Annotated in this window: 20 protein-coding genes and 1 pseudogene; 16 read left to right on the plus strand and 5 right to left on the minus strand. The window is 62.2% G+C overall.

Going from position 1 to position 23,278, the window contains the following annotated elements; all coding sequences use genetic code 11:
• Positions 1-60: 60 nt before the first annotated feature.
• Positions 61-1,257, minus strand: a complete 1,197-nt coding sequence (locus K1567_RS05505) for a DNA-binding transcriptional regulator (RefSeq protein ID WP_034112981.1) — start codon at positions 1,255-1,257, stop codon at positions 61-63.
• 139 nt (positions 1,258-1,396) lie between these two features.
• On the opposite strand from K1567_RS05505, the gene xylA reads away from it, so the two are divergent.
• The 5 genes and pseudogenes from xylA to K1567_RS05530 form a co-directional block, all read left to right on the plus strand.
• On the plus strand, positions 1,397-2,713 hold the full coding sequence (gene xylA / locus K1567_RS05510) for a xylose isomerase (protein WP_220698233.1): 1,317 nt from the start codon (positions 1,397-1,399) through the stop codon (positions 2,711-2,713).
• A gap of 302 nt (positions 2,714-3,015) precedes the next feature.
• A complete protein-coding gene (gene xylF / locus K1567_RS05515) occupies positions 3,016-4,017 on the plus strand; it encodes a D-xylose ABC transporter substrate-binding protein (RefSeq protein ID WP_034097344.1) in 1,002 nt (333 codons plus the stop codon).
• A complete protein-coding gene (xylG, locus tag K1567_RS05520) occupies positions 4,014-5,570 on the plus strand; it encodes a D-xylose ABC transporter ATP-binding protein (RefSeq protein ID WP_034112977.1) in 1,557 nt (518 codons plus the stop codon). Before xylF ends, xylG begins: the two co-directional genes overlap by 4 nt.
• Positions 5,571-6,707 (plus strand): sugar ABC transporter permease, encoded by a 1,137-nt coding sequence (locus K1567_RS05525; protein WP_220698234.1) that lies wholly within the window; start codon positions 5,571-5,573, stop codon positions 6,705-6,707.
• A gap of 265 nt (positions 6,708-6,972) precedes the next feature.
• Positions 6,973-7,107 (plus strand): annotated as a pseudogene (locus K1567_RS05530) (sugar ABC transporter permease); the annotation flags it as partial.
• 137 nt (positions 7,108-7,244) lie between these two features.
• On the opposite strand, the gene K1567_RS05535 reads toward K1567_RS05530, so the two are convergent.
• The gene (locus K1567_RS05535; protein WP_220698235.1) at positions 7,245-8,744 is read right to left on the minus strand and encodes a CoA-acylating methylmalonate-semialdehyde dehydrogenase; all 1,500 of its coding nucleotides are present in this window, start codon (positions 8,742-8,744) and stop codon (positions 7,245-7,247) included.
• 108 nt (positions 8,745-8,852) lie between these two features.
• Here K1567_RS05535 and K1567_RS05540 point away from each other — a divergent pair, with 108 nt between their 5' ends.
• From K1567_RS05540 to K1567_RS05560, 6 genes are all read left to right on the plus strand, one after another.
• Positions 8,853-9,791 (plus strand): LysR family transcriptional regulator, encoded by a 939-nt coding sequence (locus tag K1567_RS05540; protein ID WP_034097327.1) that lies wholly within the window; start codon positions 8,853-8,855, stop codon positions 9,789-9,791.
• A 67-nt stretch (positions 9,792-9,858) separates the two neighbouring features.
• Complete coding sequence (locus K1567_RS05545) at positions 9,859-10,794, plus strand: ornithine cyclodeaminase family protein (protein ID WP_220698236.1); 936 nt, start codon at positions 9,859-9,861, stop codon at positions 10,792-10,794.
• A complete protein-coding gene (locus K1567_RS05550; protein ID WP_220698237.1) occupies positions 10,791-11,924 on the plus strand; it encodes an FAD-binding oxidoreductase in 1,134 nt (377 codons plus the stop codon). The genes K1567_RS05545 and K1567_RS05550 overlap by 4 nt, the downstream gene beginning before the upstream one ends.
• A complete protein-coding gene (locus K1567_RS05555) occupies positions 11,924-12,550 on the plus strand; it encodes a transcriptional regulator (protein WP_034112961.1) in 627 nt (208 codons plus the stop codon). The genes K1567_RS05550 and K1567_RS05555 overlap by 1 nt, the downstream gene beginning before the upstream one ends.
• A gap of 324 nt (positions 12,551-12,874) precedes the next feature.
• The gene (locus K1567_RS27895; RefSeq protein WP_040267329.1) at positions 12,875-13,177 is read left to right on the plus strand and encodes a transposase; all 303 of its coding nucleotides are present in this window, start codon (positions 12,875-12,877) and stop codon (positions 13,175-13,177) included.
• Positions 13,178-13,185: 8 nt separating this feature from the next.
• Positions 13,186-14,010: an IS3 family transposase gene (locus K1567_RS05560; RefSeq protein WP_405045956.1), complete on the plus strand. Its 825-nt coding sequence runs from the start codon at positions 13,186-13,188 to the stop codon at positions 14,008-14,010.
• Between the two features lie 58 nt (positions 14,011-14,068).
• On the opposite strand, the gene K1567_RS05565 is transcribed toward K1567_RS05560, so the two are convergent.
• Complete coding sequence (locus K1567_RS05565; RefSeq protein WP_034112998.1) at positions 14,069-14,845, minus strand: ABC transporter substrate-binding protein; 777 nt, start codon at positions 14,843-14,845, stop codon at positions 14,069-14,071.
• A 198-nt stretch (positions 14,846-15,043) separates the two neighbouring features.
• Here K1567_RS05565 and K1567_RS05570 point away from each other — a divergent pair, with 198 nt between their 5' ends.
• A complete protein-coding gene (locus K1567_RS05570) occupies positions 15,044-15,340 on the plus strand; it encodes a hypothetical protein (RefSeq protein WP_220698238.1) in 297 nt (98 codons plus the stop codon).
• Between the two features lie 31 nt (positions 15,341-15,371).
• On the opposite strand, the gene K1567_RS05575 is transcribed toward K1567_RS05570, so the two are convergent.
• Both K1567_RS05575 and K1567_RS05580 read right to left on the minus strand, forming a co-directional pair.
• Positions 15,372-16,646, minus strand: coding sequence for a glucarate dehydratase family protein (locus tag K1567_RS05575; RefSeq protein WP_034097319.1), 1,275 nt, complete (start codon positions 16,644-16,646; stop codon positions 15,372-15,374).
• Positions 16,643-18,037: an MFS transporter gene (locus K1567_RS05580; RefSeq protein WP_371918490.1), complete on the minus strand. Its 1,395-nt coding sequence runs from the start codon at positions 18,035-18,037 to the stop codon at positions 16,643-16,645. The genes K1567_RS05575 and K1567_RS05580 overlap by 4 nt, the downstream gene beginning before the upstream one ends.
• A 70-nt stretch (positions 18,038-18,107) precedes the next feature.
• Here K1567_RS05580 and K1567_RS05585 point away from each other — a divergent pair, with 70 nt between their 5' ends.
• The 4 genes from K1567_RS05585 (at position 18,108) to K1567_RS05600 (ending at position 23,260) form a co-directional block, all read left to right on the plus strand.
• Positions 18,108-19,007, plus strand: coding sequence for a LysR family transcriptional regulator (locus K1567_RS05585; protein WP_040267922.1), 900 nt, complete (start codon positions 18,108-18,110; stop codon positions 19,005-19,007).
• Positions 19,008-19,205: 198 nt separating this feature from the next.
• A complete protein-coding gene (locus K1567_RS05590; protein ID WP_220698239.1) occupies positions 19,206-19,676 on the plus strand; it encodes a (2Fe-2S)-binding protein in 471 nt (156 codons plus the stop codon).
• The gene (locus tag K1567_RS05595) at positions 19,663-21,900 is read left to right on the plus strand and encodes a molybdopterin cofactor-binding domain-containing protein (RefSeq protein WP_099312864.1); all 2,238 of its coding nucleotides are present in this window, start codon (positions 19,663-19,665) and stop codon (positions 21,898-21,900) included. The genes K1567_RS05590 and K1567_RS05595 overlap by 14 nt, the downstream gene beginning before the upstream one ends.
• Positions 21,901-21,916: 16 nt before the next feature.
• Entirely contained in the window at positions 21,917-23,260 is a 1,344-nt protein-coding gene (locus K1567_RS05600; RefSeq protein WP_220698240.1) for a cytochrome c, read from the plus strand.
• The last annotated feature ends 18 nt before the right edge of the window (positions 23,261-23,278 follow it).

The following is a 23,278-nucleotide window of genomic DNA, read 5'->3' on the forward strand; positions in this document are numbered from 1 at the left end:
GGGCGACTGGCATTAGGGCAAGCCCCCCTGCCACACAGGTTCAGCAGCGTATGTCAGGCCCTAATCAGGCACGGGCAACGCACACTCCTCGCCTCGCTGGTACTCCCGCGGCGTACAACCAAATTCACGGCGAAACACGGTGTGCAGGTACTGCGCCGATGTGAAGCCGCATTGCGCCGCCACGTCGGCAATCGCCCGTTCGTGGCTTGCCAGGCCTTTGGCGGCGGCGGCGAGTTTGAAGCGCAAGATCTCATCATGCACGCTGCACCCGCGCTCCTTGCGAAAGTGCGACTCCAGGGATGAACGCGACACGCCGACATAGGCCGCCACTTGTGCGGTCTTGATGCCCTGGCAGGCGTATTGGCGGATAAACAGCAGCGCCTGCATCACGTACGGATTGCCCAGAGGCTGATGCAAGCTGGAGGCCTGCACGTTGATTGCCTCCGGAGGCACCAGAATCTGCGTACCGGCGCAAGGTTTGCCGTGCAGCATCTGATGAAGAAGCGCGGCGGCCGTGCGGCCCATGGTTTCCGTGCCCTGGATTACCGAACTCAGCGGCACCCGCGTGAGGGTGCGGGTCAGCGGGTCGTTGTCGATGCCGATCAGCGCCACTTCTTCCGGCACCGCAATACCGGCGGTGAGGCAAGCTTGCAGCAGTTGCCGAGCGCGGGCGTCGGTGACGGCGATGATGCCGATGGGCTTGGGCAGGCTCTGTAACCAAGCAATCTGCTGTTCCACCGCGCTGTCCCACAATGGCGCGCTGGTGCCCAGGCCGCGATACACCTCGACGTTCAGGCCATCGCGTTGCATCAAGCGGCGAAAGGCTTTTTCCCGCTCCTGGGCCCAGCGATTGGCCTGGGCCGGTGGCAGGCTGAAACAGGCAAAGCGGGTCAAGCCGGCCTCGATCAGGTGCTCGTAGGCCAGCTTCATCAACCCATGGTTGTCGGTGGCCACGTAGGGAATACCCTTGGGATAGGCGCTTGCATCCTCATAAGAACCGCCCACCGCCACCACCGGCAACTTGCTGTGGGCCAGGGCCTCGCCGATCAGCGGGTCATCGAAGTCAGCGATGATGCCGTCGCCTTGCCAGCGCTCGATGCCTTTGAGCCGGCACAGAAAGTCTTCCTCCAGGAACAAATCCCAGGATGCGCGGGTGCTGCTCAGGTAATTACCGATGCCGGCGATGATGCCACGGTCGTAGATTTTGCTGCCGTTGAATAGCAAGGCAATGCGGTGCACGGGCGGTAGGGTTTTCATTGTTGTTGTCCTCAGGCCAGTCGCCACAGGGTAGCCCCCGCCACTCAAAATCGCACCATCGCTTGGTGATTTTCATAATTAGCGAGCCAGGTGCCGTTGCTAGTATCCAGACACCGCCCAGAACAATAAGGAACACGCCATGACGTACTTCCCCGGTGTCGAGAAGGTTCGCTTCGAAGGCCCCGACAGCGCTACCCCCCTCGCCTTTCGCCACTACGACGCCAACAAACTGATCCTCGGCAAACCGATGCGCGAGCACCTGCGCATGGCGGCTTGTTATTGGCATACGTTTGTCTGGCCCGGTGCGGACATGTTCGGCGTCGGCACCTTCAAGCGCCCGTGGCAGCGCAACGGCGGCCCGATGGAAGTGGCCATGGGCAAGGCCGACGCCGCGTTTGAGTTCTTCTCCAAGCTGGGCATCGATTACTACAGTTTCCACGACACCGACGTAGCCCCCGAGGGCAGTTCGCTCAAGGAGTACCGCGAACACTTTGCGCAGATGGTCGATCAGTTGGAACGCCATCAGGAACAGTCCGGCATCAAGCTGCTGTGGGGCACCGCCAATTGCTTCAGCCACCCGCGCTTCGCGGCCGGCGCGGCCACCAACCCTGACCCGGAAGTATTCGCCTGCGCCGCCGCCCAGGTGTTCAGCGCGATGAACGCCACCCTGCGGCTCAAAGGCGCCAACTATGTGCTGTGGGGCGGCCGTGAAGGCTATGAAAGCCTGCTCAACACCGACCTCAAGCGCGAGCGCGAACAACTCGGGCGCTTTATGCGCATGGTGGTGGAGCACAAGCACAAGATCGGCTTCAAGGGCGACCTGCTGATCGAGCCCAAGCCCCAGGAGCCGACTAAGCATCAATACGATTACGACAGCGCCACGGTGTTCGGCTTCCTGCAGGAATACGGCCTGGAGCATGAGATCAAGGTCAATATCGAAGCCAACCATGCGACCCTGGCCGGGCACAGTTTCCACCATGAAATCGCCACCGCCGTGTCCCTCGGCATCTTCGGCAGCATCGACGCCAACCGTGGCGACCCGCAGAACGGCTGGGACACCGACCAGTTCCCCAACAGCGTCGAGGAAATGACCCTGGCCACCTATGAAATCCTCAAGGCTGGCGGCTTCAAGAACGGCGGTTATAACTTTGACTCCAAGGTACGCCGCCAAAGCCTCGACGAAATCGACCTGTTCCACGGCCATGTCGGCGCCATGGATGTACTGGCCCTGGCGCTGGAACGTGCGGCGGCCATGGTGCAGAACGATCGGTTGCAGCAGTTCAAGGACCAACGCTACGCAGGCTGGCAACAGCCGTTGGGCCAAGCCGTGCTGGCCGGTGAGTTCAGCCTGGAATCCCTGGCCGAACATGCGTTTGCCCACGGGCTGAACCCGCAGGCCGTGAGTGGTCGGCAAGAGATGCTGGAGGGGGTGGTCAACCGGTTTATTTATCGGTGACAGAGTGGTGAGCGGGCTTGCCCCGCGTTGGGGCGCGAAGCGGCCCCATTCCAGGCGATGTGTTTTTAGCTGATACACCGAGGTGGGTTTGGGGCTGCTTCGCAGCCCAACGCGGGGCAAGCCCGCTCACCACAGTAAGCCCCTCACAAGCGCATTCACCACAAAAGTCCTGTTCACCACAAAAGTGTCCTGTTCACCACAGAATCCCGGCTTACCACAACACGCCGGTTAGCCACACCTATAGTGTTCGCCTAAAGTCTTCACCCAGTGTCTTTCCAACAACAATAAAAGGACGCACCACCATGAAGTCATTCAAACGTACCCTGCTCGCCACCGCCCTGGCCCTGCTCGCCCTGCCGGTGATGGCCGACCCGGCCCATCCGAAAATTGGCTTTTCCATCGATGACCTGCGCCTGGAGCGCTGGTCCCGCGACCGCGATTATTTCGTGGCAGCAGCGGAAAAACTCGATGCCAAAGTCTTTGTGCAGTCCGCCGATGCCAACGAGCAAAAGCAGATTTCCCAGATCGAGAACCTGATTTCCCGTGGCGTCGATGTGATCGTGATCGTGCCGTTCAACGCCACGGTGCTGACCAACGCGGTCGCCGAAGCCAAGAAGGCCGGGATCAAGGTGGTGTCCTATGACCGCCTGATCCTCAACGCCGACATCGACGCCTACATCTCCTTCGATAACGAAAAAGTCGGCGAGATGCAGGCCAGCGGCGTGCTGCAGGCGGCGCCCAAGGGTAATTACTTCCTGCTCGGCGGCGCGCCCACCGATAACAACGCCAAGGTGCTGCGCGAAGGCCAGATGAAGGTGCTGCAACCGGCCATCGACAAGGGCGATATCAAGGTAGTCGGCCAGCAATGGGTCAAGGAATGGAACCCCACCGAAGCCCTGAGCATCGTCGAAAACGCCCTGACCCGGAACAACAACAAAATCGACGCGATTGTCGCCTCCAACGACGCTACCGCCGGCGGTGCGATCCAGGCCCTGGCCGCGCAGAAGCTGGCAGGCAAGGTGCCGATCTCCGGCCAGGACGCCGACCTCGCCGCCGTCAAACGCGTGATCGACGGCACCCAGACCATGACCGTGTACAAGCCCCTCAAGCTGATCGCCACCGAAGCGGCCAAGCTCTCGGTGCAACTGGCGCGTAACGAGAAGCCCACCTACAGCTCGCAATACGACAACGGCAGCAAGAAGGTCGACACCATCCTGCTCACGCCCACTCCACTGACCAAGGCCAATATCGACCTGCTGGAGAAGGACGGTTTCTACACCAAAGAGCAGATCGGCGGGCAATGACCGCCATGGCTGCCGACTACCTGCTGCAAATGAACGGCATCGTCAAAACCTTTGGCGGTGTCCACGCGCTGAACGGTATCGACATCAAGGTGCGGCCGGGGGAATGTGTCGGCCTGTGCGGCGAGAACGGTGCCGGTAAATCTACCTTGATGAAGGTGCTGTCGGCGGTCTATCCCCACGGCACCTGGGAGGGGGAAATCCTCTGGGATGGGCAGCCGCTCAAGGCGCAGTCCATCAGCGAAACCGAGGCCGCCGGCATTGTGATCATCCACCAGGAGTTGACCCTGGTGCCCGATCTGTCAGTGGCCGAAAACATCTTTATGGGGCACGAGCTGACCTTGCCGGGTGGACGCATGAACTACCCGGCGATGCTGCACCGCGCCGAAGCCTTGATGCGTGAACTCAAGGTGCCGGACATCAACGTGGCGCTACCGGTGTCGCAGTACGGCGGCGGTTACCAGCAACTGGTGGAAATCGCCAAGGCCCTGAACAAACAGGCGCGCCTGTTGATTCTCGACGAACCCTCTTCGGCCCTGACCCGCTCGGAAATCGAGGTGCTGCTGGACATCATCCGCGACCTCAAGGCCAAGGGGGTGGCCTGCGTCTACATCTCCCACAAACTCGATGAAGTGGCGGCGGTGTGCGACACCATCACGGTGATCCGCGACGGCAAGCACATCGCGACCACGGCCATGGCCGATATGGACATCCCGCGCATCATCACCCAGATGGTCGGCCGCGAGATGAGCAACCTCTACCCCACCGAGCCCCATGACGTCGGCGAGGTGATGTTCGAGGCGCGCCACGTGACCTGCTACGACGTCGACAACCCCAAGCGCAAACGCGTCGACGACATTTCCTTCGTGCTCAAGCGTGGGGAAATCCTCGGTATTGCCGGGCTGGTGGGCGCCGGGCGTACCGAACTGGTGTCAGCCCTGTTCGGTGCCTACCCCGGCCGCTACAGCGCCGAAGTATGGCTGGACGGCGAGCTGATCGATACGCGCACGCCGCTCAAATCGATCCGCGCCGGGTTGTGCATGGTGCCCGAAGATCGCAAGCGCCAAGGCATCATCCCCGACCTCGGCGTGGGCCAGAACATCACCTTGGCGGTGCTCGACACCTACGCGCACCTGACCCGCATCGACGCCGAGGCTGAGCTGGGCAGTATCGACCGGCAAATCACGCGCATGCACCTCAAGACCGCCAGCCCGTTTTTGCCGATCACCAGCCTGTCCGGCGGCAATCAGCAAAAAGCCGTGCTGGCGAAAATGCTGATGACCCAGCCCAAAGTGCTGATCCTCGACGAGCCCACGCGCGGGGTGGACGTGGGCGCCAAGTATGAAATCTACAAGCTGATGGGGGCGCTGGCCGCCGAAGGCGTGGCGATCATCATGGTGTCCTCGGAACTGGCCGAAGTGCTGGGGGTGTCCGACCGCGTGCTGGTAATCGGCGACGGTCAGTTGCGCGGCGACTTCATCAACCAGGGGCTCACCCAGGAACAGGTCCTCGCCGCAGCGCTCAGCCAAAACAATAACAATCGGAAAACCGCGTAGATGAATCAGGTCAAACAGCTGTTCACCCGCTACAAAATGCTCGCCCTGGTGATTGCCGTGGCGGTGATCTGGCTGTTTTTCAGCTGGCAGACCGAGGGCGGCTTCCTCACGCCGCGTAACCTGTCCAACCTGCTGCGGCAGATGTCCATCACCGGCATCCTGGCCTGCGGCATGGTGCTGGTGATTATCAGCGGCGAGATCGACTTGTCGGTGGGTTCATTGTTGGGCTTGCTGGGTGGGCTGGCGGCGACCCTGGACGTGGTCTACCACATTCCGCTGCTGGCCAATGTGAGCCTGGTGGCGCTGTGCGGCCTGATGATCGGCCTGGCCAACGGCTATATGACGGCCTACCTGCGCATCCCGTCGTTTATCGTCGGCTTAGGCGGCATGCTGGCGTTTCGCGGGGTTCTGCTGGGGATCACCGGCGGCACCACCATCGCGCCAGTGTCGCCATCGCTGGTGTATGTGGGCCAGGGCTATCTGCCGCATACCGTGGGGGTTGGGCTGGGGCTTTTGCTGTTTGCCCTCACACTCTTCTTGACCTGGAAACAACGACGCAACCGCGCACTGCATGGGCTGGCCGCGCACTCATTGATGCGCGACGTGCTGCGGGTGGTGGTGATCGGCGCAGTGCTGGCCGGGTTCGTTACCACCCTCAACAGCTACGACGGCATTCCCGTGCCGGTGTTGCTGTTACTGGTGCTGCTCGGCGTGTTCAGCTACGTCACCAGCCAGACCGTATTCGGCCGCCGCGTGTATGCGGTGGGCAGCAACATGGAAGCCACGCGGCTGTCGGGCATCAACGTGCAGGCGGTCAAATTGTGGATCTTCGGCATCATGGGCGTCATGTGCGCCTTCGCCGGCCTGGTCAACACCGCACGTTTGGCGGCGGGCTCACCGTCGGCGGGCAATATGGGCGAATTGGACGCCATCGCCGCCTGCTTTATCGGCGGCACATCAATGCGCGGCGGCTCCGGCACGGTATATGGCGCATTGCTGGGGGCGCTGGTGATTACCAGCCTGGACAACGGCATGTCGATGCTGGACGTGGACAGTTACTGGCAGATGATTGTGAAGGGCAGCATTTTGGTGTTGGCGGTGTGGGTGGATGTGAGTACGCGGGCGGGTCGGCGTTAAAGCCATTCTCACCGGCAACCCATAACGCCTGTGGGAGGGGGCTTGCCCCCGATAGCAGTGGGTCAGCCAAATTATTGTTGGCTGATCCGCAGCAATCGGGGGCAAGCCCCCTCCCACATTTACCCTCCCAACTATGTTATTTGGAAACCGGCATCGCAAACTCAGCACCCTGTTCGATGCTCTCCGACCACCGCTGCATGATCGACTTCTGCTTGGTGTAGAAGCGCACGCCTTCAGTGCCGTAAGCATGCATGTCGCCGAACAGGCTCTTTTTCCCACTAGCCTGGATAACGGCATGTCGATGCTGGATGTGGACAGTTACTGGCAGATGATTGTGAAGGGCAGCATTTTGGTGTTGGCCGTGTGGGTGGATGTGAGTACGCGGGCGGGTCGGCGTTAAAGCCATTCTCACCAGCACCACATAACGCCTGTGGGAGGGGGCTTGCCCCCGATAGCAGTGGGTCAGCCAAATTATTGTTAGCTGATCCGCAGCAATCGGGGGGCAAGCCCCCTCCCACATTTACCCTCCCAACTATGTTATTTGGAAACCGGCATCGCAAACTCAGCACCCTGTTCGATGCTCTCCGACCAGCGCTGCATAATCGACTTCTGCTTGGTGTAGAAGCGCACGCCTTCAGTGCCGTAAGCATGCATGTCGCCGAACAGGCTCTTCTTCCAGCCACCAAAGCCGTGCCAGGCCATCGGCACCGGGATCGGGACGTTGATGCCGACCATGCCCACTTCGATGCGTCGTGCAAATTCGCGGGCGATGTGGCCGTCGCGGGTGAAGCAGCTGACGCCGTTGCCGAACTCGTGGTCGTTGACCAGTTTTACCGCTTCGGCGAAGTCATTCACGCGCACGCAGGCCAGTACCGGGCCGAAGATTTCTTCGCGGTAGATGCTCATCTCTTTGGTCACGTGATCGAACAGTGTCGCGCCGAGCCAGAAGCCGTTTTCCAGGCCCGGTTCGTGGGGCACGTAGTCGCGGCCGTCCAGCAGCAGTTGTGCGCCGGCTTGCACGCCTTGTTCGATGTAGCCGCTGATGCGTTCCAGGGCGGCGCGGGAGACGATGGGGCCCATTTCGGCTTTAAGGTCGCGGCCGTCGGTAATGCGCAGGTGCTTGGCGCGTTCGGTCAGGGCGGCGATAACTTTGTCACCCACATCGCCCACTAGCACCGCCACGGAAATCGCCATGCAGCGTTCGCCGGCACTGCCGTAAGCGGCGCCCATCAAGGCGTCGACGGTTTTTTCGATGTCGGCGTCGGGCATTACCACCATGTGGTTTTTCGCGCCGCCCAGGCCCTGCACGCGCTTACCGTGACGCGCGCCGGTTTCGTAGATGTACTGCGCAATCGGTGTAGAGCCGACGAAGCTCACGGCCTTGACGTCCGGGTGTTCGATCAGTGCATCCACCGCTTCCTTGTCGCCTTGCACCACGTTGAACACGCCCTTGGGCAGGCCGGCTTCACGCAGAAGCTCGGCCATGAACAACGACGCACTCGGGTCGGTGGGGCTGGGTTTGAGGATGAAGGTGTTACCCGCTGCAATGGCGATGGGGTACATCCACATAGGCACCATCACCGGGAAGTTGAACGGCGTAACGCCCGCCACCACGCCCAGGGGTTGGCGCATAGTCCAGTTGTCCATGCCCCGGGAAACCTGGTCGGAATGCTCGCCCTTGAGCAGGTTGGGAATGCCGCAGGCGAATTCGAGGATATCGATGCCACGGTCGACTTCGCCCTGGGCGTCGGTGAACACCTTGCCATGTTCGGCGACGATGATCCGCGCCAGGTCGTCTTTGCGTTCACGCAGCAGGTGCAGGTACTGGAACAGTACGCGGGCGCGGCGGATCGGCGGGGTGTCGGCCCAGCTGGCGAAAGCGGCCTGGGCGGCAGCGACGGCTTCGGACACAGTCTGGTGGCTGGCCAGCGCAACGCGGGCGGTTTTCTCGCCGGTGGCCGGGTTGTAGACATCCTGGTAGCGATCATCGCGGGAAACGCGCTGGTCGTTGATGTAGTGCTCAATGGTGTGGGTCATGGCAGTCGATCCAGGTGGTTAGCGTTGGTACACACCTTAGGCTTTCGCTTTGTTCCCAACCAGAGCAGAATCCAGAACTTATTGTCCTTATAGGCGAACAATACAGCCATGGAAAAATCCGAGATCGAAGGATTGTGGACCCACATACACTGGCTTTCCGTGCTGGAAGAACACGGCACCTACACCGCCGCCGCCGCGCGTCTGGGGGTAAGTAAGTCGGCCGTAAGCCAACGTATTTCCGACCTGGAAAAAGCCACCGGTACCCGCCTGGTGACGCGCACCACCCGCAGTGTGCGGCTGACCGATGCAGGGCATTCATTGACCCGTGACGTGCGCAGTGCCTACGAACAGATTGCCCGCAGCTTTTCGTCGGTGCGCGACGCCGCAGGAGAGATCCGCGGCCTGGTGCGCCTCACCGCGCCAGTGGCATTTGCCCGCCAGCAATTGGTGCCGCACCTGTCAGGGTTCCTGCAACAGTACCCGCAGGTGCGTATCCAACTGGACGTGTCCGATGCCCTCAGTTCACTCGCCGCCGAAGGCTATGACCTGGCGGTACGTCATGGTTTTCAGGTGCCGGAAACCCATGTGGCCTGGAAGCTGTGCGACACCGGCTCGGTGCTGGTGGCCACTCAGGATTACCTTCAACGCCACGGCGAACCGCGCGAGCCCGGCGAGCTGTCGGCGCACAACTGCCTGTTCTACCCGCGCGGCGCCGACCAACCGGCCTGGACCTTCGAACGCAACCACAAAACCGTCGAACGCATCACCGTGCCCATCGCTGGCAGCTTCGCCACCAACAACAGCGAAGCCTTGCGCGATGCGGCCCTGCACCACCTGGGCATCGCCCTGCTCCCGGACTTCAGCGCCCACGCCGCGCTGGCCAGCGGCAAACTGGTACAGGTGCTCAAGGGCTGGACGCTCAAGGGCGCGTTTGCCGATGAGATCTATTTGATCCGCCCGTACTCACCCCATGTGCCCAAGTCGGTAAGTGCGTTGGTGGGGTATCTGAAAGACAGGCTATCCGGTGGGTTTGCATTCAAAGGGTAAAACTTATCCGTTGCCAGAAAGAACTAAAAGTCCATAATGGACAAATTAGTTTACGCCGGAGACACCCATGCTCACTCCTCCTTTTGTGATGGACCAGACCCAGGCCCGCGAACACCTGGCCCGCCTCGACGTACCGCAGATCCTGCGCGCGCTGTTTCGCGATCTGGCGGCCGGGCACGCGGTGCAGCCAGCGCAGCAGCTTGTGCAGTTCCCCCACGGCGCCGGTGATTTCATCAACTACCTCGGTGTGTTGGCCAATGAGGGGGTGTATGGGGTCAAGACTTCGCCCTACATCGTGCGCGAACAAGGGCCGCTGGTAACGGCGTGGACGCTGCTGATGTCGATGCACACCGGCCAGCCGTTGTTGTTGTGCGACGCCGCCGAACTGACCACCGCGCGCACCGCCGCCGCCACGGCGTTGGCGGTGGACGCACTGGCCGCACCGCAGGCCCACCGCCTGGCGGTTATCGGCAGCGGCAAAGTCGCCCAGGCCCACGTGCAGTATGTGAAGAACCTGCGGGACTGGCAGAGCATCCGTCTGTTTTCGCCCAGCGCGGTCACGGCCAATCACGACGCCCTCCACTGCCTGGACCCGCGCCTGAGCATCGCCGCCAGCTGCGAGGCCGCCGTGGACGACGCCGATGTGATCCTGCTGTGTACCTCCTCGGCGGGCCCCGTGCTCGACCCGACACGCCTGAGCAAACCGGCGCTGATCACCTCCATCAGCACCAATGCCCCGCGCGCCCATGAAGTGCCGCCCCACAGCCTCACGGGCATGCAGGTGTTCTGCGACTATCGCCAGACCACCCCCACCGCAGCCGGCGAAATGCTGATCGCCGCCGAACAGCACGGCTGGCACCCCCGCATGGTGCTCGGCGACCTACCCGAGCTGCTCAGTGACCTGGTGCCGCGCCCTACCTATGATCGCCACGTCTTCTTCCGTTCCATCGGCCTGGGCCTGGAAGACATCGCCCTGGCCAATGCCCTCTGGAGACAGCTATGAACCACGCGGACTACCTCATCATCGGCGGTGGCATTGCCGGCGCCTCCACGGGGTTCTGGTTATCGCCCCACGGCAAGGTGATCGTGCTGGAACGTGAAAGCCACCCGGCCTATCACTCCACCGGGCGTTCGGCGGCGCTCTATACCGCCGCCTATGGCACCCCGCAAGTGCGCGCGCTGACCCTGGCCAGCCGCGACTTTTTCGACCATCCGCCTGCCGGTTTCTGTGAACACCCGCTGCTCACGCCACGGGGCGAAATGACCGTGGACTTCAGCGGCGACCCGGCCGAATTGAACGCGCAATATCTGAGCGCCAAGGCCACTGTGGAACAGGTCGTGCAACTGAGCGTCGATGAAGCCTGTGAGATGTTACCGATCCTGCGGCGGGAAAAAGTCCACGGCGCGATCTACGACCCCACCGCCAGCGACATCGACACCGACGCCCTGCACCAAGGCTATCTGCGCGGTATCCGGCGCAATGGCGGCGACGTGCGCACCGGCAGCGAGGTGCTGGGCTTGAGGCGCGACAGTACCGGGCTCTGGCAGGTCAGCACCCAGGACGCCACCTTCACCGCGCCAATCATCATCAACGCCGCCGGCGCCTGGGCCGACCATATCGGCGGACTGGCCGGCGCCGCGTCCATCGGCCTGCAACCCAAGCGCCGCTCGGCGTTTATCTTCGCCGGCCCCGACGGTGTGGACAGCCATGCCTGGCCGATGCTGGTAGCGTTGGACGAAGCCTTCTACATGAAACCCGACGCCGGCATGTTCCTCGGCTCGCCGGCCAATGCCGACCCGGTGCAGGCACAGGATGTGCAGCCCGAAGAGTTGGATATCGCCATGGGCATCTACCAGATCGAAGAAGCCACCACCCTGAGCATCCGCCGCCCCACTCGCACCTGGGCCGGGCTGCGCAGTTTTGTGCACGATGGCGATCTGCTCAGCGGCTTCGATCCCCAGGTGCCGGGGCTGTACTGGGTCGCGGCGCAAGGCGGTTATGGGATTCAGACTTCACCGGCTATGGGCCAGGCCAGCGCGGCACTGGTGCGCGGAGTACCGCTGCCCCAGGCACTGACCCGCTTCGGTCTGGACGCTGATATGCTCTCCCCCGCCCGCCTGGAGCCCCATTGATGAACACCGCCGAACACGACAAAGCCCTGCAGAATTTCCGTGCGATTGCCGATGCGATCGCCACGCTGTTTTTCCCCCATGCCGAAGTAGTGCTGCATGACCTGCGCACTCAAACAGTCGATTACATCGCCAACAACCTGTCTAAACGCGCCATCGGCGATGACTCGGCGCTGGAGGACATGCTCAGCGAGGAAATCAGCGAAGTGAATATCGGCCCGTACGAGAAGCTCAACTGGGACGGTCAGAAAATTCGCAGCCTGAGCACTGTCCTGCGCGACGCCCAGGATCGTCCGTTGGCGGTGCTGTGCATCAACTTGAATATCTCCCTGTTCGAAAACGCCAAGGCTGCGCTGGACCTGTTCCTGTCGCCGAGCAGACTGATCCCGCAGCCGGACGCCCTGTTTCGCGATGACTGGCAGGAGCGCATCAACACCTTCCTCCACGCTTGGCTGCGCGAACGTCAACTGAGCCTGAACCTGCTGACCCGCGACCACAAACGCGAACTGGTACTGGCGCTGCACGCCGAAGGCGCGTTCAAGGGCAAGAGCGCCTCGAACTACGTGGCCAATGTGCTGGGCATGGGGCGGGCCACGGTCTACAAGCACTTGAAGGAGCTCAAGGGCTGATCGAATGAGGTAACGGGCCTGATTGCAGTGGTGACTGACATTTATCGGGGGCAAGCCCCCTCCCACACTTGGAGCACCAGGCACCAGCCATACCCTGTGGAAGGGGAATTGCCTGTGGGAGGAGGCCTGCCCTCTCCCACACTTGGAACACCGGGCTTCAGCCATACCCTGTGGAAGGGGAATTGCCTTTGGAAGGAGGCCCTCTCCCACACTTAGAGCACCGGGCATCAGCCATACCCTGTGGGAGGGGGCTTGAACTGGCCTAATGATTTTGGACACTTCAATCGGGCGCTATGATGGCGCCCAAATCTGAGGTGTTTGGATATGCGTAAATCTTATTCGAGTGAGTTCAAGCTCAAGGCTGCCAGCATGGTGCTGGACGAAGGCCAGCCGGTTACCGAGGTGTGTGCCAGTTTGGATATAGGCCCTACCGCCTTGCGTCGTTGGGTCGATCAGGTACGCAAAGAGCGTTTGGGCTCGACGCCGGTAGGCGCCAAGGCGATTACCGCCGACCAGCGAGAAATTCAGAGGCTCAAAGCCCTGCTCAGGGAGAAAGACCTGGACATCGAAATCCTAAAAAAGGCCAGTGCTCTCCTGCTTTTGGACGCCAAAGATCATTCACGCTGATCGATGAGTTGGACGAGCAGTACGGCGTTAATCGGTGTTGCCGGGCGTTCGGCGTCAACCGCAGCAGCTTTTACGCTTGGCGTCAGCGCCAAGGTAAGGCTAACCCTCAGCGAGAGCAGCTTAAAGCCGCGCTGGTCAAGCATCACAAGGCATCGCGAGCTTCTGCGGGAGCGAGGACTTTGGCGAAGGAGCTGCAAGAGAAAGGGCATCGCATCGGCCGGTACTTGGCTCGCAGTTTGATGCGCGAAGCGGGGATCGCCAGCCGCCAGCGCCGACGCCATAAGTACAAATCGTCCGGCGTAGAAGCTTTGGTGGCACCGCACGTGCTCAAGCGTGAGTTTGATGTCACGGCGGTCAATCAGGTGTGGTGTGGCGACGTGACGTACATCAAGGTCGGCAAGCGGTGGCTGTATTTCGCTGCGATTCTGGATTTGTTCGCCCGTCGGATCGTGGGCTGGTCGTTTTCGATGATTTCCGATGCCACGCTGACCTGCGAGGCTTTGCGGATGGCGGTTGAGCTCAGAGGTCGTCCTAAAGAGGTGCTGTTTCATTCAGACCAAGGCTGTCAGTACACCAGTCATAAGTTCAGGAATGAGCTGCTGGCGCATGGCCTGCGGCAAAGCATGAGCCGTAAAGGTGAATGCTGGGATAACGCTCCGATGGAGCGTTTCTTTGGAAGTTTGAAATCAGAGTGGGTGCCCGAGACGGGTTACGCATCAGAACATGAGGCCCGAGCAGACGTGCAGCGTTATGTCTCGCGCTACAACATCACCAGGCCCCACAGTTACAACGATTACCGGTCGCCGGTCGTCAGGGAGAGACTGGCGGCATGAACCTTAAATGGTGTCCAAGAATACTTGACCAGTTCAGCTTGCCCCCGATGGCGGTCTTTCAGTCGCCGTAGATATCCGACTTGAAGTACTGCTGCGAGATTTTCTGATACTCGCCACTGGCGCGAATCCCGTCGATGGCACTGTTGAGTTCGCCGACCAACGCGGCATTGCCCTTACGCACCGCGATTCCCGCGCCTTCACCCACGTATTTCGGGTCTTTGAGTTCCGGGCCGACAAAGGCGTAGCCCTTGCCCCGCGGCATCTGCAGGAAGTCGTTCAATGGGATGGTGTCGGCAAAGATCGCATCCAGGCGCCCCGCCGCCAGGTCCATGTAGATTTCTTCGTTATTGCTGTAACGCTTGACGTTGATGCCCTTGGGCTCGAACACCTCGGTGGCGTAACGGTCGGTGGTGGTGGCGCGCTGCACGCCGACGGTCTTGCCCTTGAGGCTGGCGTACTGGTCATCCACCACCGCGCCGTCCTTCATCACCAGGCGCGATGAAGTGAAGTAGTACTTGTGGGTGAAATCCACCGACTTCTTACGGTCTTCGTTAATGGTCATGGACGACAAGGCCATGTCGATTTTCTTCACTTTGAGGGAAGGAATCAGGCCATCGAACTCGCCTTCGACCCACACACACTTGACCTTCATCTGCGCACACAGGGCATTGCCGATGTCGTAGTCGAAGCCGACGATCTTGCCCTCCTCGGTCTTGGAGGCAAACGGCGGATATGCCGCTTCGATGCCAATACGCAGGGTCTTCTCGGCGGCCAGCACATGGCTGGACGCAAACAGGCTGAGGGCCAGGGCGGGGATCAGGGCGCGTTTCTTCATGGAGGTATCTCGCAAGTTGTTGTGGGTTTTGGCAAGAGTGAAGAAAAAATACAGCATTGCTTTTGTACTTATAAATCCATACTGGACTTTTATGTACAACCCGTCAAATCCACCTCGTCGCTCCCCTCCCCTGTACTAATTTGAACGATCAGGCCCGCCGCTGCCTCAATACTCAAGGACGACCTGGAGGCAAGCGTCATGGCAGCGAACAAGCGTGAAGCGTCGGCACCATCCGATTGGGATGCACAGCTGGCAAGAAACACCGAACTGTTTTTCGAAGCCGACCGCCTGGAGCAGGCGGCCTACGACATTATCGGCACCAGCCTGGCGGATGCCGCCGCGTGGTTGCGCTTTACTGAGGCCAAGCAAGTGGCCGACGCCAAGCGCACCGAGGCATATCAGGACCTGATGCGCATTCGCCGCGCCATGGAGCAGGAACGTGCCGACCCGCGTCAGCCCAAAGCCGCGGAGCAAAAAAAACCCGACGGCACATGACTGCGCGGTCGGGCAAACGAAGCGACCAGCTTCAATAACGGGGTTTGACGGCTTTCCAATCCGGCTGATAGCGCTGCATCTGTTTCACGTCATCGCGCTGGCGGATACCGCAGCTCAGGTACTGATCATGCAGCTTGCCCAACTGGTCATGGTCCAGCTCAAGACCCAGGCCGGGGGCGCGGGTGAGCTGCACACAACCGTCGACAATCGGCACTTTGCCGCCCTTGATCACCTCCTCGTCCGGCTCTTGCCAGGGGTAGTGGGTGTCGCAGGCGTAGTCAAGATTGGGCACTGAAGCCGCCACATGGGCCATCGCCATCAGGCTGATGCCCAGGTGCGAGTTGGAGTGCATCGACACGCCCAGGCCGAAGGTCTGGCACATCCTGGCGAGCACCTGGGTGTCACGCAGGCCGCCCCAGTAATGGTGGTCCGCAAGCACGATCTGCACACTGTTTTGCGCCACGCTGCGGCGAAACTCATCAAAGTCGGTGACCACCATGTTGGTCGCCAACGCTAACCCGGTGCGTTTGTGCAGGTCGGCCATGCCATCGAGGCCGGGGGTTGGATCTTCGTAATACTGCAGGTCGTCGCCCAGCAACTCGGCCATGCGGATTGCCGTGTCGAGGGACCAGTTGCCATTCGGGTCGATGCGCAGCGGCACGCCTGGGAAGGCTTTTTTCAGCGCCTTGATACACGCCACTTCATGCTCGGGGTCCAGTGCACCGGCCTTGAGTTTGATGCTTTTGAAACCGTAGCTGTCGATCATGTGCCGGGCCTGGGCGACGATCTGCTGCTCATTAAGCGCCTCGCCCCAGTGGTCGGGTGCGTAGGGCGAATCGACATGCTCGGCGTATTTGAAGAACAGATAGGCACTGAAAGGGATGCGTTCGCGGATCGCCCCACCCAGCAGGTCCACCAGTGGCACATTCAAGGCATGGGCTTGCAAGTCGAGTAAGGCCACTTCGAACGCCGAATAAGCATTGCTCACGGCTTTGCTGGCGTGGGAACCCGGTGCCAGTTCGGCTCCGGGCAGGCTTGTGGGTGCATGGGCGGCCACGGTGGCCTGGACGATAGCGCGCAGGCCGTTGAGGTTGAACGGATCGAGCCCGATCAACTGCGGTTGCACCCGTTGCTGGATCGCCAGCGCCGGGGCATCGCCGTAGCTTTCGCCAAGGCCGATATAGCCGGTGTCACTCTCCACTTCGATGATCGAGCGCAGGGCAAAGGGTTCATGGATACCGCTGGCGTTAAGCAACGGCGGATCGCGAAAAGCAATCGGGGTGACGGTGACGCGGACGATTTTCAAGAGGCGGCTCCCTGTGGGCCTGGACGCAAGGCGTGATGATGGGCGGACGTGGGCGGCACACCGCCGTGCGGCGCGGTTCGGGCAAAAAACACCAGCACCGCCGCCACCAGCGAGGTCGCTGCCAGGCCATACAGCCCGCCCTCGATGGAACCAGTGGTCTGCTCAAGCAGGCCGAAGGTGGTGGGCGCAACAAAACCTCCGAGGTTGCCCACCGAATTGATCAAGGCGATCACTGCTGCCGCGATCCGCGCATCCAGATAACCCTGGGGGATGGGCCAAAACAGCGCCGAGGCGGCTTTGAATCCAATCGCGGCAAAACAGATCGCAACAAAGGCGAACACCGGCCCGCCAACGGTCGACATAAACATGCCCAGCGCCGCGATCACCAGCATCAGTGCGACCCAAGCCTGCTGGTGCTTCCACTTGCTGGCCAGGGAGGCGAAACCGTACATGGCGACGATGGAAATCAACCACGGAATCGAATTGAACAGGCCCACCTGGAAGTCCCCCAGGTTGCCCATTTTCTTGATCATGCTCGGTAGCCAAAACGTGGCGCCGTAGATGGTCAGGGCAATCGAGAAGTAGATGAAACAAAACAGCGCGATCTGTCTGTCGGCCAACAGCTTGAACATCGACGGGCGGCTGACCTGGGCGGCTTCACGGGCCTGCTGCTCATGGTCGATGGCGCTGACCAATGCGTATTTTTCTTGCGCGCTGAGCCAGGTCGCCTCGCGGGGATGGGACTGCAGCCAACACCACACAAACCCGCAGAGCACGATGGAGGCAAACCCCTCGATCAGGAACATCCACTGCCAGCCGTGCAGGCTCAGGCCCCTCACGTTCAACAGCGCACCCGACACCGGCCCGGAAATCACCGAGGCGATGGCCGAGCCGCTCAAAAATACCGCCATGGCCTTGCCACGCTCGGCGGCCGGCAGCCACTGGGTGAAGTAATAAATGATGCCGGGGAAAAAACCCGCTTCGGCGGCGCCGAGAATAAAGCGCAGCACGTAGAAACTCGTCTCGCCCTGCACAAAGGCCATGGCCATCGCGGCCGCGCCCCAGGTGAACATGATGCGCGTCAGCCAGGCCCGCGCGCCGTAGCGTTGCAACAACAGATTGGACGGCACTTCGAAAATCGCATACCCAATGAAGAACAACCCGGCCCCCAGACCGTAGGCCGCTGCGCCAATTCCCAGGTCGGTCTCCATGTGGCTGCGCACAAAGCCGATGTTGACCCGGTCGATGTAGTTGACGATAAACATCACCACGAACAGCGGCAGCACATGGCGCTTGACCTTGGCGGCCGCGCGGGCAAGCACGGCGGGGTCCGGCGGATTGTGGAAGGTATCCAAGGGCGACTCCCGATGATTGTTTTTGTAGGGACGCATTGATCATGGACGCCGGTCATTGTTCCCGTCTAATCTAACTTGGCATGGGATTGATACCGGGATTAGATCAATGTTCGAGTTGACGCAACTGCGCTGCTTTACCACGGTGGCCACCGAGCTGAATTTCCGCCGCGCCGCCGAACGCCTGAACATGACCCAACCACCGCTGAGCCGGCAGATCCAATTGCTTGAGCATCATTTGGGCGTGGCGTTGTTTGCGCGGACTACCCGCAGCGTCACCCTGACCGCCGCCGGCCGGGCGTTTTTCATCGAAGCGCAGAACCTGCTCGAACGCGCCCAACAAGCGGCAATCACCGCGCGACGCTTCGCCGAAGGCGACATTGGCACGGTCAATATCAGCTTCGTCGGCAGCGCGGTGTATGAGTTTCTGCCCAAGGTGATTGCCGAAGCGCGGCTCAAGCAGCCCCAGGTCAAAATCGACCTGTCGGAGATGAATACCTATCAACAATACGAAGCCCTGCGCGCACGGCGCATCGACCTGGGCATCGTGCGCGCGCCGTTGCTGGAACCGGGCTACGCCACCGAATGCCTGGTGCGCGAGCCCTTTGTGCTGGCGGTGCCGAGCGCGCATCGCCTGGCCCACGCCGAGTCGGTCAGCGTCCACGACCTGGATGCGCAACCCTTCCTGATGTACGCCCACGCCGCCTACCCGCCGTTCAACGAACTGCTTACCGGCCTGCTGCGCTCGGCGCGCGTCGCGCCGGACTACGTGCAATGGCTGGGCTCCTCACTGACCATCCTGGCCCTGGTCAATGCCGGCATGGGCCTGGCCCTGGTACCGCGTTGCGCCAGCAGCGTGGTGTTCAAAAACGTGGTGTTCCGCGACATTGATCTTGGCGAAGGGGCGCAGAGCGAGCTGCACCTGATCTGGCGCGAAGACAACGACAACCCAGCATTCGCAATGCTGCTGGAGGGCATCCGCAACGCCGTGCGCGAGGGTTGGGCCTGAACGCGAGGCTACCTGCACGAATACATTGACTGCCGACAGTCATCCAATCCTCTCGAATACTTGCCTGATCCTCCGAACTTTCAGGTGCTCGGATAGATAGCCCTTGCGCAGTCGACTAGAGTTCGACGATGGGCGATCTATCGCCCTCCCTATAAGAAAAACCGTACCCCTAACCGAAGATCAGCAGGTGAGCCAGCCATGGAGCTACGAATCAACCAGAAGACCTACCAGGTCGATGCCGACGCCGACACGCCGTTGCTGTGGGTGATCCGCGATGACTTGGGGCTGACCGGCACCAAGTACGGCTGCGGTCTGGCTCAATGTGGCGCCTGCTCGGTGCTGGTGGACGGCAACGTGGTGCGTGCGTGCGTGACGCCGGTGGCCGGGGTGGTGGGCCGTGAGGTCACCACCATCGAAGCGATCGAAGCCGATGAGGTCGGCAAACGCGTGGTCAGCGCCTGGGTCGAGCATCAAGTGGCGCAGTGCGGTTACTGCCAGTCCGGGCAGGTGATGGCCGCCACGGCGCTGCTCAAGCACACCCCGGCGCCCACGGTGGAGCAGATCGATGCGGCGATGGTCAACCTGTGCCGCTGCGGCACCTATAACGCCATTCACGCCGCCGTGCAGGACCTGGCACCGGGAAGGAGCACGCCTGATGAACACGCCTGAACTGATTCCCGGCCTGCCCCTCGGCGAACCGATCAACCTGTCCCGCCGGCGTTTTCTGGCCAGTACCGCCGTCGGCGCGCTGGTCATTGGTTTCGGCCTGCCGCTGGGCGCGTCCAGAGCCCAGGCCGCTGCCGGCGCAAGCGCCGAGCGCGGCACCCAGGTGCCGGCGTTTCTGGAGATTCGCCCCGACGGCAGCGTGCGCCTGCTCAGCCCGTTCATGGAAGGCGGCCAAGGCACCCATACCGCCATGGCGCAAATCGTCGGCGAAGAGCTGGACGCCGACCCCGCCACTTTCATCGTCGAAGCCGCGCCACCCGGCGACGCCTATGTGGTGATGGAAAACGGCATGCGCATCACCGGCGGCAGCATGTCGGTGCGCATGAGCTACCCGACTATGCGCCGCCTCGGCGCCCTCGCCCGCGCCATGTTGCTGCAGGCCGGCGCCGAACAGCTCGGCGTGCCGGTGGCACAGTTGACCACCCAGCCAGGCCGCGTGGTGCATGCCGCGTCCGGCCGCTCGCTGGGCTACGGCGAGTTGGCCGGCCGCGCCCTGGACATGCCGGTGCCCGACCCGGCCAGCGTCACCCTGCGCGACCCCAGCCAATTCCGCTGGATCGGCAAACCGGTCAAACGCGTGGACGCCTATGACAAGTCCACCGGCAAGGCCCAGTACAGCATCGACCTGAAAGTCGACGGTATGCTCCATGCCGCCGTGCAGCACGCGCCGCGCCTGGGCATGACGGTCGGCGGCCTGCGCAACCAGGCTCAGGTGGAGGCCATGAAGGGCGTGCATTCCGTGCATCAATTACCCGGCGCGGTGGCGGTGGTGGCCGAGCGTTGGTGGCATGCCAAGCGCGCGGTGGAAGCGATCCAAGTGGACTGGCAGGAACCGACTGCCGACTCAACGGTGCGAGCGATGCCGGCGGATTTTTCCAGCGACGCTTACCGTGATTTCCTCGCGGCCCAGCAAGGCCCGGCCCGTGACGATGAAAACGAAGGCGATGTGGCCGGCGCGCTGTCCAGCGCCAAAACCAAGGTCGAAGCGACCTACCACAACCAATATGTCAACCACGCACAACTGGAGCCGCCGTCGGCACTGGCGCGCTTCAACCCGGACGGTTCGCTGGATATCTGGCTGCCCAACCAGGCGCCAGACATGTTCCGCGCTGACATTGCCAAACGCACCGGCCTGGCGCCGGAGCGCATTCATCTGCATTCGCCGCTGTTGGGCGGTTTCTTCGGTCGGCACTTCCTGTATGACTCGGCCAGCCCCTACCCCCAGGCCATCGCGCTGGCCAAGGCGGTAGGTCGCCCGGTTAAGTTGATCTGGAGCCGTGAGGAAGAATTCCTGCGCGATGTCTTGCGCCCGGTGGCGGTGGTCAAGTTCCGCGCCGCGCTGGACGCCGACGGCCTGCCCGTGGCCATCGAAGCAGTGAGTGCCACCGAAGGCCCTACTGAAGCCATTGCCGGCAAACAGGGCGACAAACTCGACCCCACGGCGCTCGAAGGGTTGTCGGGCAAGAGTTACGCGATCCCCAACAAGCGCATCGCGCAGATCTACGTCAAAGGCCCGGCCATGCTCGGCTACTGGCGTTCGGTGGGCAATTCCCTCAACGACTTCTTCTACGAAGCGTTCCTCGACGAGCTGGCCGACAAAGGCGGCCGCGACCCGTACGACCTGCGTCTGCACCTGCTGCGTGACAATCCGCGCCTGACCACGCTGCTCAAGGCAGTGGCCGAGTTGTCCGGCGGCTGGAAGCGCGGCCCCTACACCGCCGAAGACGGCACCCGCCGCGCGCGGGGCGTGGCCATGGCTTCGCCGTTCGGCTCCCATGCGGCGGTGATCGCCGAGGTGTCGATCGACAAAGGCCAGGTCAAGGTACATCACATCTGGGAAGCCATCGATCCGGGCAGCATCGTCAACCCGGCCATCGTCGAGGCGCAGGTCAACGGTGCCGTGGCCCTGGGCCTGTCGCAAACCTTACTGGAAGAAGCGGTGTACGTGGACGGCAAGCCACGGGCGCGCAATTACGACCTTTACCCGATCCTGCCACCTTCGCGGATGGCCCAGGTGCATGTGAAGATCGTGGAAAGCGGCGAAAAAATGGGCGGCATCGGCGAACCACCGCTACCGGCGGTGGCGCCAGCGGTGGTCAATGCCGTGGCGCAACTGACTGGCCAGCGCGTGCGCAGCCTGCCATTGAGCCGACACACTTTCAGCTGACCGACCGAGACCGCCCATGAATAACCGATTCGCAAGAACCCTCGGCTGGTTGGCCGTGCCCTGCCTGGTCGCCGCCGGCGCGCTGGCGTGGTATGTCACCCGCCAGCCTGTTACCGCGTTCGAGCAGGCGCCAGCCGCCGAATTTGACCCTGCCCTGATCAGCCGTGGCGAGTACGTCGCGCGCCTGAGCGACTGCGTGGCCTGCCACAGCCTGCCCGGCAAGGCGCCGTTCGCCGGCGGCCTGGAAATGGCCACGCCGCTGGGTAATATCCACGCCACCAACGTGACCCCGGACCCTACCCACGGCATCGGCCGTTACAGCCTCGCCGACTTCGACCGCGCGGTGCGTCACGGCGTAGCGCCGGGCGGGCGGCGGCTGTACCCGGCCATGCCCTACCCCTCCTATGCCAAGCTCAGTGACGATGACGTGCGGTCGCTGTACGCCTTCTTTATGAAGGGCGTACAACCGGCCAACCAGGCCAACCTCCCCAGCGACATCCCCTGGCCGCTGAACATGCGCTGGCCCATTGCACTGTGGAACGGGCTGTTCGCGCCAAACACCCCCTACGCGGCCAAACCGGCCCAGGATGCGTTGTGGAACCGTGGCGCCTACATCGTCCAGGGCCCCGGCCATTGCGGCAGTTGCCACACCCCGCGCGGCCTGGCCTTCAATGAGAAAGCGCTGGACGAAGCCGGTAAGCCGTTCCTCGCCGGCGCCCTGCTCGACGGCTGGTACGCCCCCAGCCTGCGCCAGGACCCTAACACCGGTCTGGGCCGCTGGAGCGAGGCGCAGATCGTGCAGTTCCTCAAGACGGGTCGCAACCAGCACGCGGTGGTGTACGGTTCGATGACTGAAGCGTTCAACAACTCGACTCAGTTCATGAGCGACGACGACCTGGCGGCCATTGCCCGCTACCTCAAGTCACTGCCTGGCGACCCACAGCGCGACGGCGCACCGTGGGCCTACCAGACCGTGGCCGCCAACGCCCGCCCGGATGTTCCCGGAGCTCACACCTACGCCACCCGCTGCGCCTCCTGCCATGGCCTGGACGGCAAAGGCCAGCCCGACTGGATGCCGCCACTGGCGGGCGCCACTTCGGCCCTGGCCACAGAAACCGCCTCGGCCATCAACATCACCCTCAACGGCGCCCAGCGCGTAGTAGCCGCCGGCGTTCCGGACGCCTATCGCATGCCGGCCTTCCGCGAGCAACTGTCCGACCAGGACATCGCCGAAGTGCTGACCTACGTGCGTAGCACCTGGGGCAACCACGGCAGCGCGGTCGAGGCCAAGGACGTGGGCAAACTGCGCGAGCACACCGATCCGGCGAGCAGCACGCCGATCATCTTGCAGATGCGCTGATCTGCGGCGTCACACCAA

The sequence above is a fragment of the Pseudomonas sp. S5F11 genome (assembly GCF_019641515.1).
Classification (GTDB): domain Bacteria; phylum Pseudomonadota; class Gammaproteobacteria; order Pseudomonadales; family Pseudomonadaceae; genus Aquipseudomonas; species Aquipseudomonas rhodesiae.

What these genes read in the sequence shown, in the direction of transcription:
- K1567_RS05600 (WP_220698240.1), top strand. Translation starts at nt 21,917, where the DNA reads ATGAATAACCGATTCGCAAGAACCCTCGGCTGGTTGGCCGTGCCCTGC.
- xylF (WP_034097344.1), top strand. Translation starts at nt 3,016, where the DNA reads ATGAAGTCATTCAAACGTACCCTGCTCGCCACCGCCCTGGCCCTGCTC.
- xylG (WP_034112977.1), top strand. Translation starts at nt 4,014, where the DNA reads ATGACCGCCATGGCTGCCGACTACCTGCTGCAAATGAACGGCATCGTC.
- K1567_RS05550 (WP_220698237.1), top strand. Translation starts at nt 10,791, where the DNA reads ATGAACCACGCGGACTACCTCATCATCGGCGGTGGCATTGCCGGCGCC.
- K1567_RS05555 (WP_034112961.1), top strand. Translation starts at nt 11,924, where the DNA reads ATGAACACCGCCGAACACGACAAAGCCCTGCAGAATTTCCGTGCGATT.
- K1567_RS05525 (WP_220698234.1), top strand. Translation starts at nt 5,571, where the DNA reads ATGAATCAGGTCAAACAGCTGTTCACCCGCTACAAAATGCTCGCCCTG.
- K1567_RS05580 (WP_371918490.1), bottom strand. Translation starts at nt 18,037, where the DNA reads ATGCGTCCCTACAAAAACAATCATCGGGAGTCGCCCTTGGATACCTTC.
- K1567_RS05545 (WP_220698236.1), top strand. Translation starts at nt 9,859, where the DNA reads ATGCTCACTCCTCCTTTTGTGATGGACCAGACCCAGGCCCGCGAACAC.
- K1567_RS05535 (WP_220698235.1), bottom strand. Translation starts at nt 8,744, where the DNA reads ATGACCCACACCATTGAGCACTACATCAACGACCAGCGCGTTTCCCGC.
- K1567_RS05595 (WP_099312864.1), top strand. Translation starts at nt 19,663, where the DNA reads ATGAACACGCCTGAACTGATTCCCGGCCTGCCCCTCGGCGAACCGATC.
- K1567_RS27895 (WP_040267329.1), top strand. Translation starts at nt 12,875, where the DNA reads ATGCGTAAATCTTATTCGAGTGAGTTCAAGCTCAAGGCTGCCAGCATG.
- K1567_RS05590 (WP_220698239.1), top strand. Translation starts at nt 19,206, where the DNA reads ATGGAGCTACGAATCAACCAGAAGACCTACCAGGTCGATGCCGACGCC.
- K1567_RS05570 (WP_220698238.1), top strand. Translation starts at nt 15,044, where the DNA reads ATGGCAGCGAACAAGCGTGAAGCGTCGGCACCATCCGATTGGGATGCA.
- K1567_RS05585 (WP_040267922.1), top strand. Translation starts at nt 18,108, where the DNA reads ATGTTCGAGTTGACGCAACTGCGCTGCTTTACCACGGTGGCCACCGAG.
- K1567_RS05505 (WP_034112981.1), bottom strand. Translation starts at nt 1,257, where the DNA reads ATGAAAACCCTACCGCCCGTGCACCGCATTGCCTTGCTATTCAACGGC.
- xylA (WP_220698233.1), top strand. Translation starts at nt 1,397, where the DNA reads ATGACGTACTTCCCCGGTGTCGAGAAGGTTCGCTTCGAAGGCCCCGAC.
- K1567_RS05540 (WP_034097327.1), top strand. Translation starts at nt 8,853, where the DNA reads ATGGAAAAATCCGAGATCGAAGGATTGTGGACCCACATACACTGGCTT.
- K1567_RS05565 (WP_034112998.1), bottom strand. Translation starts at nt 14,845, where the DNA reads ATGAAGAAACGCGCCCTGATCCCCGCCCTGGCCCTCAGCCTGTTTGCG.